Source organism: Paraplanobispora takensis, from assembly GCF_016863195.1.
Taxonomy (GTDB): domain Bacteria; phylum Actinomycetota; class Actinomycetes; order Streptosporangiales; family Streptosporangiaceae; genus Planobispora; species Planobispora takensis.
The window spans coordinates 1-16,073 of the sequence record NZ_BOOK01000030.1; the positions used below are offsets into that span (position 1 = coordinate 1).

15 protein-coding genes are annotated in these 16,073 nt (G+C 73.0%); 8 read left to right on the top strand and 7 right to left on the bottom strand.

The genetic code is table 11. The annotated features are described in order from the left end of the window. Positions 1-179: 179 nt before the first annotated feature. Positions 180-899, top strand: a complete 720-nt coding sequence (locus tag Pta02_RS19825; protein WP_203876369.1) for an ABC transporter ATP-binding protein — start codon at positions 180-182, stop codon at positions 897-899. After that, positions 896-1,735 carry an ABC transporter permease gene (locus Pta02_RS19830; RefSeq protein WP_203876370.1) on the top strand — a complete coding sequence of 280 codons (840 nt, stop codon included), beginning with the start codon at positions 896-898 and terminating at the stop codon, positions 1,733-1,735. The genes Pta02_RS19825 and Pta02_RS19830 overlap by 4 nt, the downstream gene beginning before the upstream one ends. A 27-nt stretch (positions 1,736-1,762) precedes the next feature. On the opposite strand, the gene Pta02_RS19835 is transcribed toward Pta02_RS19830, so the two are convergent. Then, positions 1,763-2,347, bottom strand: a complete 585-nt coding sequence (locus tag Pta02_RS19835) for a TetR family transcriptional regulator (RefSeq protein ID WP_239130986.1) — start codon at positions 2,345-2,347, stop codon at positions 1,763-1,765. Between the two features lie 205 nt (positions 2,348-2,552). Between Pta02_RS19835 and Pta02_RS19840 the strand changes: the two genes are divergently transcribed. After that, the gene (locus Pta02_RS19840) at positions 2,553-4,316 is read left to right on the top strand and encodes a serine/threonine-protein kinase (RefSeq protein ID WP_203876372.1); all 1,764 of its coding nucleotides are present in this window, start codon (positions 2,553-2,555) and stop codon (positions 4,314-4,316) included. 51 nt (positions 4,317-4,367) lie between these two features. Further along, entirely contained in the window at positions 4,368-5,813 is a 1,446-nt protein-coding gene (gene gnd, locus Pta02_RS19845) for an NADP-dependent phosphogluconate dehydrogenase (RefSeq protein ID WP_203876373.1), read from the top strand. A 55-nt stretch (positions 5,814-5,868) separates the two neighbouring features. On the opposite strand, the gene Pta02_RS19850 is transcribed toward gnd, so the two are convergent. Then, positions 5,869-6,936 carry a CU044_5270 family protein gene (locus Pta02_RS19850; RefSeq protein ID WP_203876374.1) on the bottom strand — a complete coding sequence of 356 codons (1,068 nt, stop codon included), beginning with the start codon at positions 6,934-6,936 and terminating at the stop codon, positions 5,869-5,871. After that, positions 6,929-7,540 (bottom strand): RNA polymerase sigma factor, encoded by a 612-nt coding sequence (locus Pta02_RS19855; RefSeq protein ID WP_239128041.1) that lies wholly within the window; start codon positions 7,538-7,540, stop codon positions 6,929-6,931. The genes Pta02_RS19850 and Pta02_RS19855 overlap by 8 nt, the downstream gene beginning before the upstream one ends. 139 nt (positions 7,541-7,679) lie before the next feature. Between Pta02_RS19855 and Pta02_RS19860 the strand changes: the two genes are divergently transcribed. From Pta02_RS19860 to Pta02_RS19870, 3 genes are all read left to right on the top strand, one after another. Next, positions 7,680-8,306 carry a nucleoside/nucleotide kinase family protein gene (locus Pta02_RS19860; protein WP_203876375.1) on the top strand — a complete coding sequence of 209 codons (627 nt, stop codon included), beginning with the start codon at positions 7,680-7,682 and terminating at the stop codon, positions 8,304-8,306. Positions 8,307-8,390: 84 nt separating this feature from the next. Then, positions 8,391-9,830, top strand: coding sequence for an MFS transporter (locus Pta02_RS19865; protein WP_239130988.1), 1,440 nt, complete (start codon positions 8,391-8,393; stop codon positions 9,828-9,830). A 108-nt stretch (positions 9,831-9,938) separates the two neighbouring features. Further along, the gene (locus Pta02_RS19870) at positions 9,939-10,499 is read left to right on the top strand and encodes a hypothetical protein (RefSeq protein WP_203876376.1); all 561 of its coding nucleotides are present in this window, start codon (positions 9,939-9,941) and stop codon (positions 10,497-10,499) included. Between the two features lie 27 nt (positions 10,500-10,526). Here the strand turns inward: Pta02_RS19870 and Pta02_RS19875 are convergent, their stop codons facing one another. Then, positions 10,527-12,080, bottom strand: a complete 1,554-nt coding sequence (locus Pta02_RS19875; protein WP_203876377.1) for an acetyl-CoA acetyltransferase — start codon at positions 12,078-12,080, stop codon at positions 10,527-10,529. A 162-nt stretch (positions 12,081-12,242) separates the two neighbouring features. On the opposite strand from Pta02_RS19875, the gene Pta02_RS19880 reads away from it, so the two are divergent. Continuing rightward, positions 12,243-12,899, top strand: a complete 657-nt coding sequence (locus tag Pta02_RS19880) for a TetR/AcrR family transcriptional regulator (protein ID WP_203876378.1) — start codon at positions 12,243-12,245, stop codon at positions 12,897-12,899. Here the strand turns inward: Pta02_RS19880 and Pta02_RS19885 are convergent. From Pta02_RS19885 to Pta02_RS19895, 3 genes are read right to left on the bottom strand one after another with little or no spacing between them, the layout of a single operon-like run. Beyond that, the gene (locus tag Pta02_RS19885) at positions 12,857-13,528 is read right to left on the bottom strand and encodes a response regulator (protein WP_203876379.1); all 672 of its coding nucleotides are present in this window, start codon (positions 13,526-13,528) and stop codon (positions 12,857-12,859) included. The two genes, Pta02_RS19880 and Pta02_RS19885, sit on opposite strands and share 43 nt — an antisense overlap. Then, complete coding sequence (locus Pta02_RS19890) at positions 13,525-14,655, bottom strand: hypothetical protein (protein ID WP_203876380.1); 1,131 nt, start codon at positions 14,653-14,655, stop codon at positions 13,525-13,527. The genes Pta02_RS19885 and Pta02_RS19890 overlap by 4 nt, the downstream gene beginning before the upstream one ends. Then, positions 14,652-15,806, bottom strand: coding sequence for a sensor histidine kinase (locus Pta02_RS19895; protein WP_203876381.1), 1,155 nt, complete (start codon positions 15,804-15,806; stop codon positions 14,652-14,654). Before Pta02_RS19895 ends, Pta02_RS19890 begins: the two co-directional genes overlap by 4 nt. Positions 15,807-16,073: the final 267 nt, after the last annotated feature.

The following is a 16,073-nucleotide window of genomic DNA, read 5'->3' on the forward strand; positions in this document are numbered from 1 at the left end:
GGCCCTTGTCGAACCATCCGTCGGGATCAGAGGAGGTCCCGTGTCGCCGGCGTCGCCGCCGCTTCAACGGGCCTGTGAACAATACGAACCTGCGCGCACCCCGTCAAATCAATTACGCGGCCCACCACCCCCGCGAAAACCCTTTGCGCCGGGCGTGCGCCGGAGCACACGCTTGTTCGGTGTCGATTCTCGAGGCCGTCGATCTGAAGAAGACATTCGCTAACGTCACCGCCGTCGACGGGGTCAGCCTCGACGTCGGCACCGGTGAGATCATCGGGCTGCTCGGACCGAACGGAGCGGGCAAGTCCACCACCCTGCACATGCTCCTGGGACTCATCACACCGGACTCCGGAAGCATCCGCATGTTCGGCATGGAGCTGGCCGGCCACCGCGTCGAGGCCCTCAGCCGAATCAACTTCGCCGCGAGCTACGTGGACCTCCCCGGCGTCCTGCACGTCCGCGAGGTCCTGGACGTCTTCGCCCGCCTGTACGGCGTGCGCGATCCGAAGTCACGCGTCGGGGAGCTGATCGAGCTGCTGGACCTCGGCCCGCTGCGCAAGCGCAAGGTGATGGAGCTCTCCTCCGGTCAGCGCACCCGCGTGCAGCTGGCCAAGGCGCTGGTCAACGAGCCGAGCCTGCTCATCCTCGACGAGCCCACCGCCAACCTCGACCCGGACGCCGGTGACCGGATCCGCAGCCTCCTGGTCCGCCTGGCCAGGGAGAACGGCCGGGCGATGCTGATCACCTCGCACAACATGCAGGAGGTGGAGCGCATGTGCGACCGCATCCACTTCATGTCCTCCGGGCGCATCGTCGCCAGCGGCAGCGCCGCCGAGCTCGCCGGCGTCTACGGCGCCGAGAGTCTGGAGGAGGTCTTCCTCAAGGTGGCCCGATCATGACCGAGAGCGCGCCCATCGTGACCGTCACCCATCCCCCGCTCGGTTTCGCCGCCCGCAGGGCGCGCATCGGCGGCGTCGTCATGCGGGACTTCGCCGCCCTGCGCCGCAGCCCGATCCGGATGTTCGAGATCGTGTTCTGGCCCACGGTCGAGCTGATGGTCTGGGGGTTCGTGACCCTGTTCCTGCAGTCGCAGCAGGTCCCGTTCGTGGCGGCCTTCCTGCTCGGCGCCGTACTGCTCTGGCAGGTGCTGCAGAAGGCCAGCAACGAGATCTCGATCGCGTTCCTGGAGGACATCTGGAGCAGGAACCTGCTCAACGTCCAGGTGAGCCCGCTGTCCACCGTCGAGTACGTGATCGGCCTGATCGTGTTCTCCTTCGGCAAGGTGGTCTTCGCCATCGCGGTCATGGCGGGCCTGGCGCTGGCCTTCTACGGGTTCGGCATCACCAGCTTCGGTGTGGCCCTGCTTCCGTTCATGGCGCTGCTGCTGGTGATGGGCTGGTCGCTGGGGCTCGTGGGCATCTCGGCGGTCCTGCGCTTCGGCGAGAACGCGCAGGTGATCGCGTGGTCGCTGGTCTTCGTCGTACAGCCGCTGGCCGGGATCTTCTACCCGGTGGAGGTGCTGCCCGCCCCGCTCCAGACGATCGCCTCGTTCATACCGGCCACCCACGTGTTCACCGGCATGCGGACCGTGCTGAACGGCGGCGCCGTACCGTGGGACAGCCTGGCGTGGGCCGCGGCGCTGGACGTCGTCTACCTGGCGGCGACGCTGGGCCTGTTCGGATGGGCGCTGCGGTACGCCCGGGCGCACGGCAAGCTCTCCCGCTTCGGGGAGTGACGGAGAAGACCACACGAGGGCCGCGCGTCAGCGCGGCACGGTGGCCGACATCGCCGCCACGATCACACTGACCAGGCCCTCGACCACCTCGGTACGGTCGACCTCGGGATGCTCCAGCCACCAGTCTCCGGTGGCCTGGACCATCCCGACGAAGGCGTGCCCGAGCACTTGTGCGCGGACCGGGTCGATGCCCTCCGCCGTGGCGGCGATCACCTCGCCGAGCTCCTCCCCCAGGCCGCGGACGATCGCGGCCATCTGGGAGTGGGTCCGGCTGTCCTCCGCTCCCGCCCGGTGGAACAGGAACCGGTACAGGTTGAGGTTGGAGCCGATCATGTCGAGGTAGGCGGTGATCGTCGATCGGGCCCGGCCGCGCAGGTCGGCGTCGGCCTTGTCGAACTGCTCGCGCAGCAGGCCGATCACGACGTTGACGTGCCGGTTCGCCAGTGCCTGGTAGAGCCCGCTCTTGTCGCCGAAGTGCCGGTAGAGGATGGGCTTGGTGATCCCGGCCTCGGCCGCGATCGCGGCCATGGACGCCTGCGGCCCCTCCCTCCTGATCACCCGGTCCGCGGCGTCCAGGAGGGCCCGGCGGCGATCCGGATCGCGTCCGCTCACGGCTTTCCCTCTCTCGAGGAGATCTCGCAGGAGATCTCGGGGGACGACGGCGTTCTTCCCCTCTTGGTCTTTCCCGGAGGGATTGATCCTTTCCGGAGGAAACAGCATAGGCGTGAAGCTGATCCACAACCCGTCGGAACCAGGCGTTCAAGTGGGATGAAAGCGAGTTTCCGGTAATCTTTCCGATCTCTCCAGGAGGTGGCAGGTGACCGGAACAGGTGCCGTGGCGGTGCCGGGTTACGAGGTGGCCGGCGTCCTCGGTCAGGGCGGTTTCGGAATCGTCTACCGGGCCCGGCAGCTGGCCGTGGACCGGGAGGTGGCACTCAAGATCGACAACCGGGTGCTCGTCTCCGAGCGCGACCGGCGCCGCTTCATGCGCGAGGTCACCTCGGCCGGGGCGCTGTCCGGCCACCCGCACGTCGCCCACGTCTACGACGCCGGGGTGCTGCCCGACGGCAGGCCGTACATGGTGCTGGAGCTGTGCCCGGGCGGCTCCCTGCTGGACAGGATCCGCGCCGAGGGGCGGCTGGCCCCCGCCGAGGTCGCCGACATCGGCATCCGGATCGGGGACGCCCTGGCGGCCGCGCACGCCGCCGGGGTGCTGCACCGCGACATCAAGCCCGCCAACATCCTGGTCAACCGCTACGGCAACGTGGTGCTGTCGGACTTCGGGCTGGCCACGATGCCGTCGGCGGGCGGCGAGGTGTCGGTGACCCGCGAGTCGCTCACCCCCGCCTACGCGCCGCCCGAGGCGTTCGAGCTGGTGGAGCCCAACGCCCTGGGGGATGTCTACTCCCTGGCCGCCACGCTGTACGCGCTGCTGTCGGGCCGCCCGCCGCGCTTCCCGGAGAGCGGCGTGGTCAACATCGCGGTCATCATGGCCCTGCACCGGCAGCCGATCCCGGAGCTCCCGGGCGTGCCCCCGGAGCTGACCGAGGTGCTCCGTCAGGCCCTGGCCACCGATCCGGCCCGCCGTACCCCGTCGGTGGCCGCGCTGCGCGACGCCCTCACCGACCTGCACATGGAGCGTCACGCCTCCGCCTCCCGGCCGCTCCCCCGCCCGTCCGGCTCCGTGCAGGCGCACCCGTCACTGCCCGGCCTCGGAGGCCCAGCGCAGGGGCACCCGTCGCTGCCGGGTCTCGGAGGTCCCGCGCCGGCGCACCGGCCGGGTGCCGCGCAGGCCCACCGGCCCGGCCCGGCGGTCCCGCATCCGGCCACCGCGCCCCCGCCGTACGGCGTGCAGACGGGGCAGCCGGGAGCCGGGCCGTACGGCGGGCCGGGCGGGGGCGTGGAGCAGATGCGCGCGCACATGACCTCGCCGGGGGTCCGCGCCGCCGCCAGCACCCAGACGCCCGCGACGGTCCCGGCGGCTCCCGGCGGTCCGAGCACGAAGGTGTTCGTCGCCGTGGTGGCGGCGTTCGTGATCCTGCTGCTGGCCGGAGCCGGGCTGATGTACCTGGAGGAGAAGCGCGACTCCGGCCCCGGGACCACGCAGTCCGGCCCCGAGGCGCAGAACGGGACCGAGCAGGACACCTCGGACACACCGGATCTCGCCAAACCCGAGACGGTCACCTCGGCCTGCCCGGCGGCGGCGGTCTCCGGGGCGGGCGCCGCGTGCGTGGCGGAGGCCGAGTGCTGGGGCGGGCGGGTCGCCGACGCGGGCGCCGGATCACTCGGCTGCGAGGAGAAGCACGCCTGGGAGACCTACGCGATCGCCACGTTGCCCGCCGACGTCCGGACCTACGACCAGCAGACCGTGGCCCGGCACCCGATCGTCAGGCAGGTGTGCTCAGCGCGGATCATGCTCGCCTCCCGGACCGGCGACGCCCGCGCGATCCCGGCCGGGAAGTGGCGCTCGACGGTGCTGCCGCCCTCGAAGGCGCAGTTCGACGGGGGCGACCGCACCTACCGCTGCCTCGGCGGGGTCGCCGGGTCCGAAGAAGCCGGCAGCGTTTTCCGCCCATACTGATCCGTAGCCGGACACACCCTGGCATCGTGGCCGTGAAGGGAGTGACCCACGATGACTCAGGCTCGTATAGGCGTGACCGGCCTCGCGGTGATGGGGGCGAACCTCGCCAGGAACCTGGCCAGGCACGGGCACGTGGTGGCCGTGCACAACAGGTCGCAGTACCGCACGAAGGCCCTGGTCGAGGAGTTCGGCCACGAGGGGGAGTTCGTCCCGTGTGAGACGCCGCAGGAGCTGGTCGCGGCGCTGGAGCGTCCCCGGCGCATCCTCGTCATGGTCAAGGCGGGCGCGCCGACCGACGCGGTGATCGAGGAGTTCGCCCCGCTGCTGGAGCCGGGTGACATGCTCGTCGACGGCGGCAACGCGCACTTCCTCGACACCCGCCGCCGGGAGGCGGCGATGCGCGAGCGCGGGATCCACTTCGTCGGGGCCGGGGTGTCCGGCGGCGAGGAGGGGGCGCTGCTCGGGCCGAGCATCATGCCGGGCGGGTCCGCGGAGTCCTACGCGGCGCTCGGCCCGCTGCTGGAGGACATCGCCGCGAAGGTCGGCGGGGTGCCGTGCTGCACGCACATCGGCCCCGACGGCGCCGGGCACTTCGTGAAGATGGTGCACAACGGCATCGAGTACGCCGACATGCAGCTCATCGCCGAGGCCTACGACCTGCTCCGGCAGGGCCTGGACCTGTCCCCGGCCGAGCTGGCCGACGTCTTCGCCGAGTGGAACCGGGGCGAGCTGTCGTCCTATCTGATCGAGATCACCGCCGAGGTGCTCCGGCAGGTCGACGCCTCGACCGGCAAGCCGTTCGTGGACGTCGTCGCCGACCGGGCCGAGCAGAAGGGCACCGGCCGCTGGACGGTGCAGATCGCGCTGGACCTCGGGGTCCCGGTGAGCGGCATCGCCGAGGCGGTGTTCGCCCGCGCGACCTCCGGTGCCGTGGAGCTGCGTCAGGCGGCGCGCGGCCTGCCCGGCCCCACTCCCCGCACGGCGGGGCCCGCGCGCGAGGCCCAGGCCGGCACGGACTTCGTGGAGGACGTACGGCAGGCGCTGTACGCCTCGAAGATCGTCGCCTACGCCCAGGGCTTCGACCAGATCCGCGCAGGCAGCGCCGAGTACGGCTGGAACGTGGACCCGGGCGCGCTGGCCACCATCTGGCGGGGCGGCTGCATCATCCGGGCCGTCTTCCTCGACCGCATCCGCGAGGCCTACGAGGCGGCGCGGACGCCCGCGACCCTGCTGGTCGCGCCGTACTTCACCGACGCCCTGGCCGTGGCGCAGGACGCGTGGCGGCGGGTGGTGGCCCGGGCCGTGGAGCTGGGCATCCCGGCACCGGGCTTCTCCAGCGCGCTGGCCTACTACGACGCGCTGCGCGCCGAGCGGCTGCCGGCCGCGCTGATCCAGGGCCAGCGGGACTTCTTCGGCGCCCACACCTACCGGCGCATCGACCGCGAGGGGGTCTTCCACGTCTTCTGGTCCGGTGACCGCATGGAGATCGAGGGCTGAACCCCGGTGAGCGGCCCGGTGACCCCCGGCCGGGGCCGGTCACCGGGCCGCACCGTCAGGACCGCTCCCCCGGCCGGTCCACGATGGCCGAGGCCGTCTCCGCGGAGCTGTAGACGCTGCCCGAGGGGAAGACCAGCTCCGAGCCGATCCGCTCGTCGCGCAGCCACACCCTGGAGGACCCGAGGCAGCGGAAGGTCTCCGGCTGCAGGACGAGATACTCCCGCATCAGGGGCTGCCCCGCGGGCGTGTGGAAGACGCCGATGCCCGGCCGGCCCACCGCGTCCCTGACGTCGAGCGCCACCCCGACCCCGGGGATCCGCGCCATGGCGCGGTAGATCGCCGCCTCCAGCTTCGGCGGCATGGCGGCCGCCTGCCCCAGATAGGCCGCCTGCTCCAGATAGAGCGAGAGCACCCGGAAAGCCCGCACGTCGGGGTCCTCGGTCAGGTGCGCCTCCTCGGCCGGCAGGTCGATCCAGTGCCGGTCCCCGCGGACATGCGCGAGGAGCTTGTCCGGGTCCCGGGGCAGCTTGCGGAGTTTTCCGGCGTACGCCTCGGGTGAGAGGTCGTCGTCGCCGGGATCCGGCGGGACGTCGGTGACCTCGAACCGTCCCATGGGGTCATACCCGGCCCTCTGGCGGCCGTCGTAGCGGGTCCACTCCTCGAACACCCGCGGTTCGGAGTCCTGCCCGGGCTGCCGGACGACGTACTTGCGGTACAGCCACTGGTCCGGGCGCGGTTCCGAGGCCGTCGACCGGGACCCGGCGACGAGGGCCGCCTGTTCGAGCACCACGGCCTTGTCGGCGTACCGCACGGCCTGCGGAGGGCCGCCGTGCGCCGTTCCCCCCTCCCCGCCGGACCGTCCGCCCGCCTGTGCGACCACCAGCGCGACGGCCGTCACGAGGGCGAGGGCCCCGGCGAGCACGACCCCGGCCCGGCCGATGGACCGGCGCCGCATGACTGCGCCCCGGCCGCCGGACCGGCGCCACGCCCGCCGTGCCCGCCCCCGCCCGGCCGACACGGCGGCGGCCTCCGTCAGCAGGCGGTCCCGGGCGGGCCGCAGCCGGTCGGCCTCCGCCCGCGGCGCCTCCGCGCGCATCCCGCGCAGCGTCTCCAGGTCATCCATGGCGCGTCCCCTCCTCGACAGCCGTGGGATCGACGCCGCCGAGCGCGGCGCGGGTCCTCTTCCTGGCCCGGTGCAGCCGTGAGCGCACCGTGCCGACGGGGATGTCCAGCGCGTCGGCGACCTCCTCGTAGCTCAGGTCGGCCCACGCGACCAGCAGCAGCACGTCCCTGTCCCCCACCGACAGGGACGCCAGCGCCCCGGCCAGCTCCCGCTGGGCGGCCGAGGCCGTCACCTCGGCCTCCACCCGGTCGGCGTAGCTCTCGGCCACCTCGTCGGCGCCGGTCCTGGCCAGCGCCCGGTAGGAGCGGACCTCCGTGCGGCGGTGCTTTCCGATCAGGTTGGCGGCGATGCCGTACAGCCAGGGGCGGGCGTCCGGCCGGGTCGTGTCGTAGCGGTCGCGCCGCCGGAACGCGGCCAGGAAGGTGTCGGACACGATGTCGTCGGCCAGGGAGTCGCCCAGCCGCCGGGTGACGTACCGGTGGAGTTCCGGCGCGTGCCGGTCGAACAGCAGCGCGAAGGCGTCCGGTTCGTCGAGGGAACGCCGGATCACCTCGGCGTCGTCGGCGCCGTGGGCCGCACCCGGGCGGTCTGCGTGCGCGATCAATCGGGCTCCGATCGTCCGGCCCCGGATCGGCCGGGGTCCGCGGTGTCATCACCCTCTCTCACCCGGTGCCCCGCTTCGAGTTCACGGTCCCCGCCTCCCTGCGCGCCTTCGCCCCGGTGGCGTTCGGCAGGATGGCAGGGTGCGCATACGTCCGATTTCCCCGTCGGCGCTGGTCGAGGAGATCACCGATCTGGTCATCGCGAGGCCCAGGGACTCCTGGACGCGGGTGGCGGTCGACGGCGCGCCCGCCGCCGTGCCGGGCGACCTCGCCGACGCCCTGGTCGAGCCGCTGCGGATGAGCGGCCGGGAGGTGCTGCGGGTCTCCGCGGCCGACTTCCTGCGCCCGGCGTCGCTGCGGTTCGAGTACGGCAGGACCGACCCCGACGCCTTCTACACCGACTGGCTGGACGTCGGCGGGCTGGACCGCGAGGTCCTGGGACCGCTGGAGCCCGGCGGCCCGGGCAAGGTGCTGCCCTCGCTCTGGGACACCACGATCGACCGGGCCACCCGCGCGCCGTACGTCACCATGCCCCCGGGCGGGGTGCTGCTGCTGGACGGCGCGCTGCTGCTGGGCCGCCGGCTGCCGTTCGACCTGACGGTCCACCTGTGGCTGTCCCCGGCAGCGCTGGCCCGCAGGACCCCGCCGGAGCTGCACTGGACGCTGCCCGCCTACGAGCGCTACGAGCAGGAGGCCGAGCCCGCGGAGAGCGCCGACGTCGTCGTCCGGATGGACGACCCGAGGCATCCGGCGCTCGTGGTCCGGTGATCTCTGCCGGGCGGCCGGGGTGCGGGAAGCACAATATGTGTAGAGTGCACATCGCTTCCGATCTCCGGCGAGAAGGGCATCCACGTGGACGAGCCGGGATCCGGTCCCCGCCCCGACGGAGTCGTCACCGTGATGGCGGTGGCCGGCATCGTCGCCTCGCTCACCCAGACCCTGGTCATCCCGCTGATCGGCGAGCTGCCGAAGATACTGGACACCACCGCCTCCGACGCCTCCTGGGTGGTCACGGTCACCCTGCTGGCCGGGGCCGTCACGACGCCGGTGATGGGACGGCTGGGCGACATGTACGGCAAGCGGCGCATGATGCTCGCCTGCGCGGTCCCGCTCATCCTGGGCTGCGTCGTGTGCGCGGTCGCCGGATCGCTGACCCCCATGATCATCGGCCGGGGCCTGCAGGGCATGGGCATGGGCATGATCCCTCTGGGCATCAGCGCCCTGCGCGACGCGCTGCCGCCCGAGCGGGTCGGCCCCTCCATCGCGCTGATGAGCTCGTCCATGGGCATCGGCGGCGCGCTCGGCCTGCCGGTCGCGGCCGCCGTCGCCGAGTACGCCAGCTGGCGGGTGCTGTTCTGGGCCACCGCCGTACTGGGCCTGCTGGTGGCCGTGCTCATCCGGGTGCTGGTCCCCGCCGCCTCCGCCACGGCCGGGGGCCGCGTCGACGTCGTGGGCGCGATCGGCCTCGGCGTCGGCCTGGTGTGCCTGCTGCTGGGCGTGTCCAAGGGCGCGGACTGGGGCTGGGCGAGCGGCGCCACGCTCGGGCTGCCGGCCGCCGCGGCGCTCGTCCTGCTCGTGTGGGGCCGGTGGGAGCTGCGGACCGGGGACCCGCTGGTCGACCTGCGCGTCACCGCCCGGCCGCAGGTGCTGCTGACCAACCTGGCCTCGATCGTGGTCGGCTTCGCGATGTACGCCCAGGCGCTGATCGTCATGCAGATCCTGCAGCTCCCCTCGGCCACCGGGTACGGCCTGGGCCAGTCGATGCTGGCCGCCGGGCTGTGGATGGCCCCCTCGGGCCTGATGATGATGCTCGTCTCCCCGGTCGGCGCCCGCCTGTCGGCCGCGCGCGGCCCCAAGGTCACCCTGCTCGCCGGGAGCCTGGTCATGGCGCTCGGGTACGGCTCGTCCGTACTCCTGCTCGGCTCCGCCTGGGGGCTGCTGGTCGTGACCTGCGTGTGCAGCATCGGCGTCGGGTTCGCCTACGGCGCGATGCCCGCCCTCATCATGGGCGCCGTGCCCCGCTCCGAGACCGCCGCCGCCAACAGCTTCAACACCCTGATGCGCTCCATCGGCACCACGGTGTCGGCGGCGGTGGTCGGCGTCATCCTGTCCCAGATGACCATCTCGTTCGGCGGCCACAGCCTGCCCTCCGAGGCCGGCTTCCGCACCGGCATGCTCGTGGGCTGCGGCGCCGCCCTCCTGGCCGCGGCGATCACCGCGGCCCTGCCGACCCGCAGGAACGAGCCCGCGGCCGTCCCCGTCGCGGCCTCCGCCCCGGCCGCCGAACCCTGACGACCGCCGAACCCGGCGGCCGGGCGCGGACGCCGTACGAGAGCCGTGAACCGTCACGGCCTCCCGTACGTCATGGTCGTTGGCGGTTCCGGAACCCCAGGAGGTCTCATGCGCCGCGTTCTCGGTCTCACCGCAGGTCTGGCCCTCACCTTGACCGGGCTCGCCCCGGCCGTCCCCGTCGCGGCGGCCCCGGTCTCGGCCGACCCGCTCATCTCCATCGCCGTGAAGGTCCGGGCCACGCCCACGGCCCGCCCCGGCGGCAAGGTCACCTATGTCATCGACTACTCCCAGACCTGGACGCCCTCCTTCGCCCCCTACTGGGGCGCCTTCTGGGTCGGGGGCAGGTTCCCCGCCGGGGCGCGCGGCCCGTCCAAGGCGACGCTCTACGACACCGCGGGCAAGCGCCTGGCCGTCCTGCCCTGCCGCCGGTACGCCGACGGCACCTGGTGCGACGCCCACGTCCAGATGCCGCACCAGGGGCGGATCGTCATGTCCGCACGCCTGCCCGCCAGGGCGAAGCGGACCGCCACGGCCCGCCTGGGCTTCGACAGCTTCGAGCCGCTGAACGAGGCGCAGTACGCCCGCCACTACAGCAGGAAGCAGGCGCGGGAGAGGTTCCACGAGTTCCGGTTCACCAAGCCCGTCACCACGAGGGTGCGCACCCGCTGAATCTCGGCGATCACCCGGCGCCGGCGGTCACCCGTTGACGGTCACCTGGTTGACCGGGCCGGAGGAACGCACGTACACCCGCCCGCCGACGGGCTGCTCGGCGGCCAGCAGGCCGAGCGCGGCCTCGTCGCCGTCGGCGGTCACGGCCAGGAAGCGGCGGCCGTCGGCCTCCAGCCGGCCGACCACGATGCCGGTGCGCTTCCCGCTGCGGCGGTGCTTGACGGTGTAGGTCTCGATCGTGGCCCAGCCGTCGGCGGTGGCGGCCTGCTCGACCGGGGGCGCAGAGTCGATCTCGGCCTGGAGCTCGGCGCTGCGGTCCGGGCGCCAGGGGACGGCGGTGGTGGAGTAGACGCCGACGGAGTACTTGCTCAGCGAACCGCCGTTGGCGCCGACCATGCCGTAGGAGCCGGGCAGCGCGCGCATCCGGTGCACGACCTCGGCGACGGCGTGCATGGAGTAGTTGTTGCCGGGGCCGCCGAAGAAGGGCAGGCCGCCGGTGAGCGTCAGCTCCCGCGACCCGTCGACCGGCAGGCCGAGGCCGTCGCAGACGTTGGTCACCGCGATGGGGAAGCAGCTGTACAGATCGACGGCCTCCAGATCGTCCACGCCGACGCCGGCCTGCTCCAGGGCGTGCCGGGCCGCGGTCACGGCGGCCGGGCCGGCACCGAGGTCGGGGCGGTCCAGCAGGTCGCGCTCGCGCAGGTCGGCGTGGCCGTGCAGGAAGACCCACCGCTCCTGCGGGACACCGAGCCGCCGGGCGGCGGCCACGGACATCAGCAGGACGGCCGCCCCCTGGTTGACCTTCTCCCGGGCGACGATGTAGCGGGTGTACGGCTCGGCGATGATCCGGTTGGTCTCGGTCGGGGTGACGAGCTCCCGCGCGCCGCGCTCGGTGGGGGCGGCGGCGTGCGGGTTGGCGGCGGCGACCTTGGTGAACGGGGCGAACAGCGCGCCCATGCCGGCGGCGTACTCCTGCCTGCTCTGGCCGAGCCGGGCCCGGCGCGCGTTGTCGAACAGCGCGTACTGGCTGGGCGCGTCCATCAGGCGGTGGGCGAGCTGCACCGGCGAGACGAGACCCTCCAGGCCGTAGCCCCGGTCCTCCAGGTCGCCGCCGACGGTCTCGCCGAAGTCGGGCCTGTCCGGCGCCCCGGCCAGGTGCCCGACGGTCGAGATGGCCTCGGACCCGAAGATGAGGGCGACCTCGGCCGATCCGGCCGCGATCGTCCCGGCCAGCTCGTTGACCAGGTGCTGGGGCGCCTGCCCGCCGACGACCTCCAGGATCGCCCGGCGGGGATCGGCCCCGACGCGCCCGGCGACCGAACGGGGGTAGTTGTCGGATCTGCCCAGCGGCGAGGGGACGCCGGGCGCGGAGATCTCGAACTGCCGCACGCCCGCCACGGTGTCGACGGCGGCGGCCACCGCCGCGGCGTCCGCCCCGGTGTCGGCCAGCGCCTCCCGCGCCGCCGCCGCGGCCAGTTCGACCGGTGACAGGCGGCGGTAGCCGGGCTCGCCGATCCGCTCCGACGCCTGTCCCACGCCGACGATGACCGGCGTGCGGGGATCGAGGTCCGGCAGTGTCATCTTCATGCTCCAGCGGCGGATCGGCCTGGTGCCGTACCGTACGACCAGGCGATATTTATAGACATTTTTCGTCTCTAACCGGTCGGAGCGTAACCCCGCCGGAGGGACGGGGCAAGGGCGTTACTGTTCTGTCCGGGACTGTTCCGTCCGGGAGGTGACGCCGTGTCCGAGCCCCTGACCGCCGCCACCGGACCGGGCCGGCCGCGCGACGCCGAGGTGGACCGCAAGGCGCTGCGGGCCGCCGTCGAGCTCTACGCCGAGCTCGGCTGGGCCAAGTTCACACTCGACGCGGTGGCTCGGCGCGCCGGGATCGGCAAGGCGGCGATCTACCGGCGCTGGCCGACCCGGGAGAGGCTGATCACCGAGGCCCTGGAGCGGGCCCTGGTGCTGCCCGCCATCACCATCGACACCGGCTCGCTGCGGGAGGACCTGCTGGAGCTGGCCCGCTCGGCCATGGGCTACTACCTGGGCCCGTACGGGCTGGCGGGCCTGCGCCTGCGCGTGGAGGCCCACGCCTGCCCGGAGCTGTTCGCCGGGCTGGCGGCGGGCGTGCAGCGCTCGCGGGTGCTGGAGGCCCGCGCCGTCGTCCGCCGTGCCATCGCGCGCGGCGAACTGGGCGAGCAGGCGTCCCCGACGCTCATCCTCGACACCCTGCTGGGCGGGCTGCTCAACCACGTGCTGGCCACGCCCGAGGACCTGCGGGCGGAGATGACGGCGCGCAGCGAGCAGTACGTCGAGGACGTCACGGCGTTCGTCCTGACCGCCGCCACCTCGATCTATCCGGGTTCCCCGCCCGCCCCCGCGGCGAGGGAGGTGTAGACGGTCACCTCGTCGGGGTGGATCAGCCCGTCCTGGATGGCGCAGATGAGCAGTTTCTCCTTGGTGGGCGCGGGCCGTCCCGCCGCCGCGTACTTGACCCTGGCCCGGTCGATGTACTGGCGCACGGTCCGCTCCTTGATCCCCATCCGCGCCGCCACCGACGCCTTCGACATCGACTGGAACCAGAACAGCAGCGCGGCCCGCTCCTTGTCCGACAGCTGCGGCCGGTGCGGGCGCTCGTCCGTCGCGATCGCCTGCGCCATCGGCGGCGTCACGCTCGGCCGGTCGGCGGCCACCTCGAGGATGGTCTCCAGGCAGGAGTCCCGGGTGGCCCTCCCCTTGCCGATGAACGCCGAGGCCCCCGCGTCCAGTACGGCGCGCACCGTCTCCGGCTCCTCGTGCTCGGAGAAGACGATGATCCGCTGCCCGCCCGCGCACAGCTCGGCGACCCGGTCGACGACCATGGTGCCGTTGAGGTTGAGGTCGAGCAGCAGCACGTCGGCGGTCGCGCCGAGGACGGACTCGATCGTGGGCCCCTGGGCGACCAGCTCCACCGGGCCGGGCGTGGCGAACCACGACCTGACGCCGTCCACCACGACCTGGTGGTCCTCCACGAGCGCGACCGTCACGGGTCCGTCCGCGGGCACTCCCAGATGCTGTTGACCCATATCTCCCCTTCCTGCCGCTGGTAGGTGACCACGACCCCGCTGGGCTCGCGTACCGGGCCCGCGGTGACGGACGGCTCGTCGGCGTCGGCCACGACGGCCACGCTCACCATGGTGGACATCGCGGACACGGTGACCCTGGCCCGTGACCTGGCCCCGTCCAGCGCCCGGATGGGCGCCCTGAGCAGGTCCTCCCGTACGCCCTCCGGCAGGTCGGGCAGGTTGCCGCCGAGCGGCGGCGCCGTCACCAGGACCTTGCGCCGCTCGGCCGCCTCGATGCGTTCGCGCAGCGCCGACACCAGCTCGTCGGGCATGTCCTCGCGCTCGGTGATGAGCCGGCGCAGCCGCATCGCCCCGGCCGTGCAGTTCTCGCGCACCCGGGGATCCCCGGGGTCGGCGCCGTCGGCCAGCTCCCTCAGCAGCGACTCCGCCGCGTCGCGGATGGCGTCGTAGCGGCGCAGCCGGTCGGCGTGGATGCGCCAGGCGGACTCCCGCCAGGCCTCGTCGGCGGCGAGCCTGCGGGCCAGCAGGACGGCGTCCTCGGCGCGGGCGCGCAGGGTTTCGCAGCCCGCCGCGTAGCCGAGCTGCATGGTGATGCCGCCGACGATGACCACCAGGTACTTGGCGATGGAGACGCGGTCGAGCGTCCCGGTCGCGATCATCGCCGTCAGCATGATGCCGGCGTTGGCGGCCAGGAAGGCCGACAGCTCCACCCGCCAGCGCGGCCGGTCCCACGTCAGCATGACGCCGAGCCAGCCCACCGACCCCCAGGCCCAGTCGCTGATGCCCAGCAGATCCTCCGGACGGCAGGCCGCGATCACCGCGACGTCCACGGCCAGCGCGGCGACGGCCAGCTCCCGTATCCTCGCCGGTCCGCGGGAGGTGCGCCACAGCGACAGCGTGGCGATCACGGCGATCACGGTGTAGACGATCCAGGCCGCCCCGGCCAGCTCCGGCCGGCGCAAGCCGTCCCACCCGAGGAGGGTGACCGTCAGGTCGTAGCCGATGTGCCACAGGATCGCGATGACCGCCGCGCCCAGCGCGGTGTAGCGGGCGTAGCGCCGCGCCACCTGCTCGATGTCGTCGATCACGGCCGCCACCACAGGCTCACCCGGGTGCCCTGGGCCCCGGAGGAGATCTCGGCGCCGCCGTTCGGCACCGAGCGCATCATGTCGAGGATCGAGCCGCGGACGCCGAACCGATCGGGTGGCAGCCGGTCCTGGTCGAAGCCGCGCCCCCCGTCGGCGATCTCCACCCGGATCTCACCGTTGTTCCTCATCGAGACCAGCTCGGCCTCGCGCACCCCGGAGTGCAGCGCGATGTTCGCCAGCGCCTCGGCGACGGCGCGGGCGAAACGCTCCGCGACGTCCTCGGGCACCGTCTGCGGCGTCAGTTTCCTGCGGACCTGCAGGCTCGTGGCCCGCCCGGCCACCTCCTCCAGCAGGGCGTCCAGGGCGATGGGGGCGGAGGCCGCTCGCGGCGTGTCCCGCAGCTTCTCCAGCGCCGCCAGGTCGGCCTCGGCCTGGTCGCGCAGGGTGGGCGTGGGCTCGTCGTAGACGCCCAGGCCGATCATCGTCAGCGTGTGCAGCGACGTCTCGTGGATGCTGCTGACCTGCCCCAGCTCGTCCTCGCGCCGGAGCCTCTCCACCATGAGCGCGACCTCGGCGCGCGCGCCCCGCCGCAGGAAGGCGTCGGCCGAGGCGGCGGAGCGGCGCAGCAGCGTCATCAGCACCGCGATCGCGAGGACCTGGACCAGGTGGATCCCCAGGGTGCCGACCACGTCGTGGGAGGGGGAGGCGAGCCGTACCCCGGCCAGGTAGGCCCCCGCCACGATCAGACCCAGGGGGACCGCCACCGGGGGCCGCCAGGTGACGCCGGCGATGATGACCGTCATCGTGACCAGCCCCGCGACCCAGCTCGATCCCGTGTCGAGGGACTCCGGAGCCACGAGATGGCGCTGCGCGAGGCACAGCGCGACGGTGATGGCCACATCACCGGCCGCCAGCCATCCGGGCAGCGTCTCCCTGCGCCAGGCCAGGCGCAGGAACAGCACGGTCCACACGAGATCGAGGGCCAGCATGGGCGCCAGCCACAGGGCGGAGACCGGCGGGACGGCACCGAGCAGCGCGGCGACGACCGCCACCAGGCCCACCGTGCCGCGCGCACCGGCGCCGGTGCGCGCGACGGCCTTGTCCAGCTGCCTGGCCGCCGAGTCGTATCTCGTGGAAGCACTGTGAGGCATGAGCCGCCCGCTCGCGATGGGAGCACCGGACGGATCTCACCATAACGCACCGGATATGGATGAGCATGGTGCGCACAAAGCAACGGGAATGCATCTTCCGGGTCGCGGCGGACGGGGTCATGGTTCGCATGTCGTTTCCCTCGGACCGGCTTGTGCCGACGGCTGTGCACCGTCCCCTCGACCCTGGGCGGCCGCCGGCCCCGCGGCACGACGGCCGATCGGCCGTCAGTCGCATCTCCTCGCGCGGGCGTGTACTGGGCACGTGTC

Coding starts and splice junctions, on each gene's coding strand:
- Pta02_RS19830 (WP_203876370.1), top strand. CDS start 896: ATGACCGAGAGCGCGCCCATCGTGACCGTCACCCATCCCCCGCTCGGT.
- gnd (WP_203876373.1), top strand. CDS start 4,368: ATGACTCAGGCTCGTATAGGCGTGACCGGCCTCGCGGTGATGGGGGCG.
- Pta02_RS19850 (WP_203876374.1), bottom strand. CDS start 6,936: ATGGATGACCTGGAGACGCTGCGCGGGATGCGCGCGGAGGCGCCGCGG.
- Pta02_RS19870 (WP_203876376.1), top strand. CDS start 9,939: ATGCGCCGCGTTCTCGGTCTCACCGCAGGTCTGGCCCTCACCTTGACC.
- Pta02_RS19875 (WP_203876377.1), bottom strand. CDS start 12,080: ATGACACTGCCGGACCTCGATCCCCGCACGCCGGTCATCGTCGGCGTG.
- Pta02_RS19895 (WP_203876381.1), bottom strand. CDS start 15,806: ATGCCTCACAGTGCTTCCACGAGATACGACTCGGCGGCCAGGCAGCTG.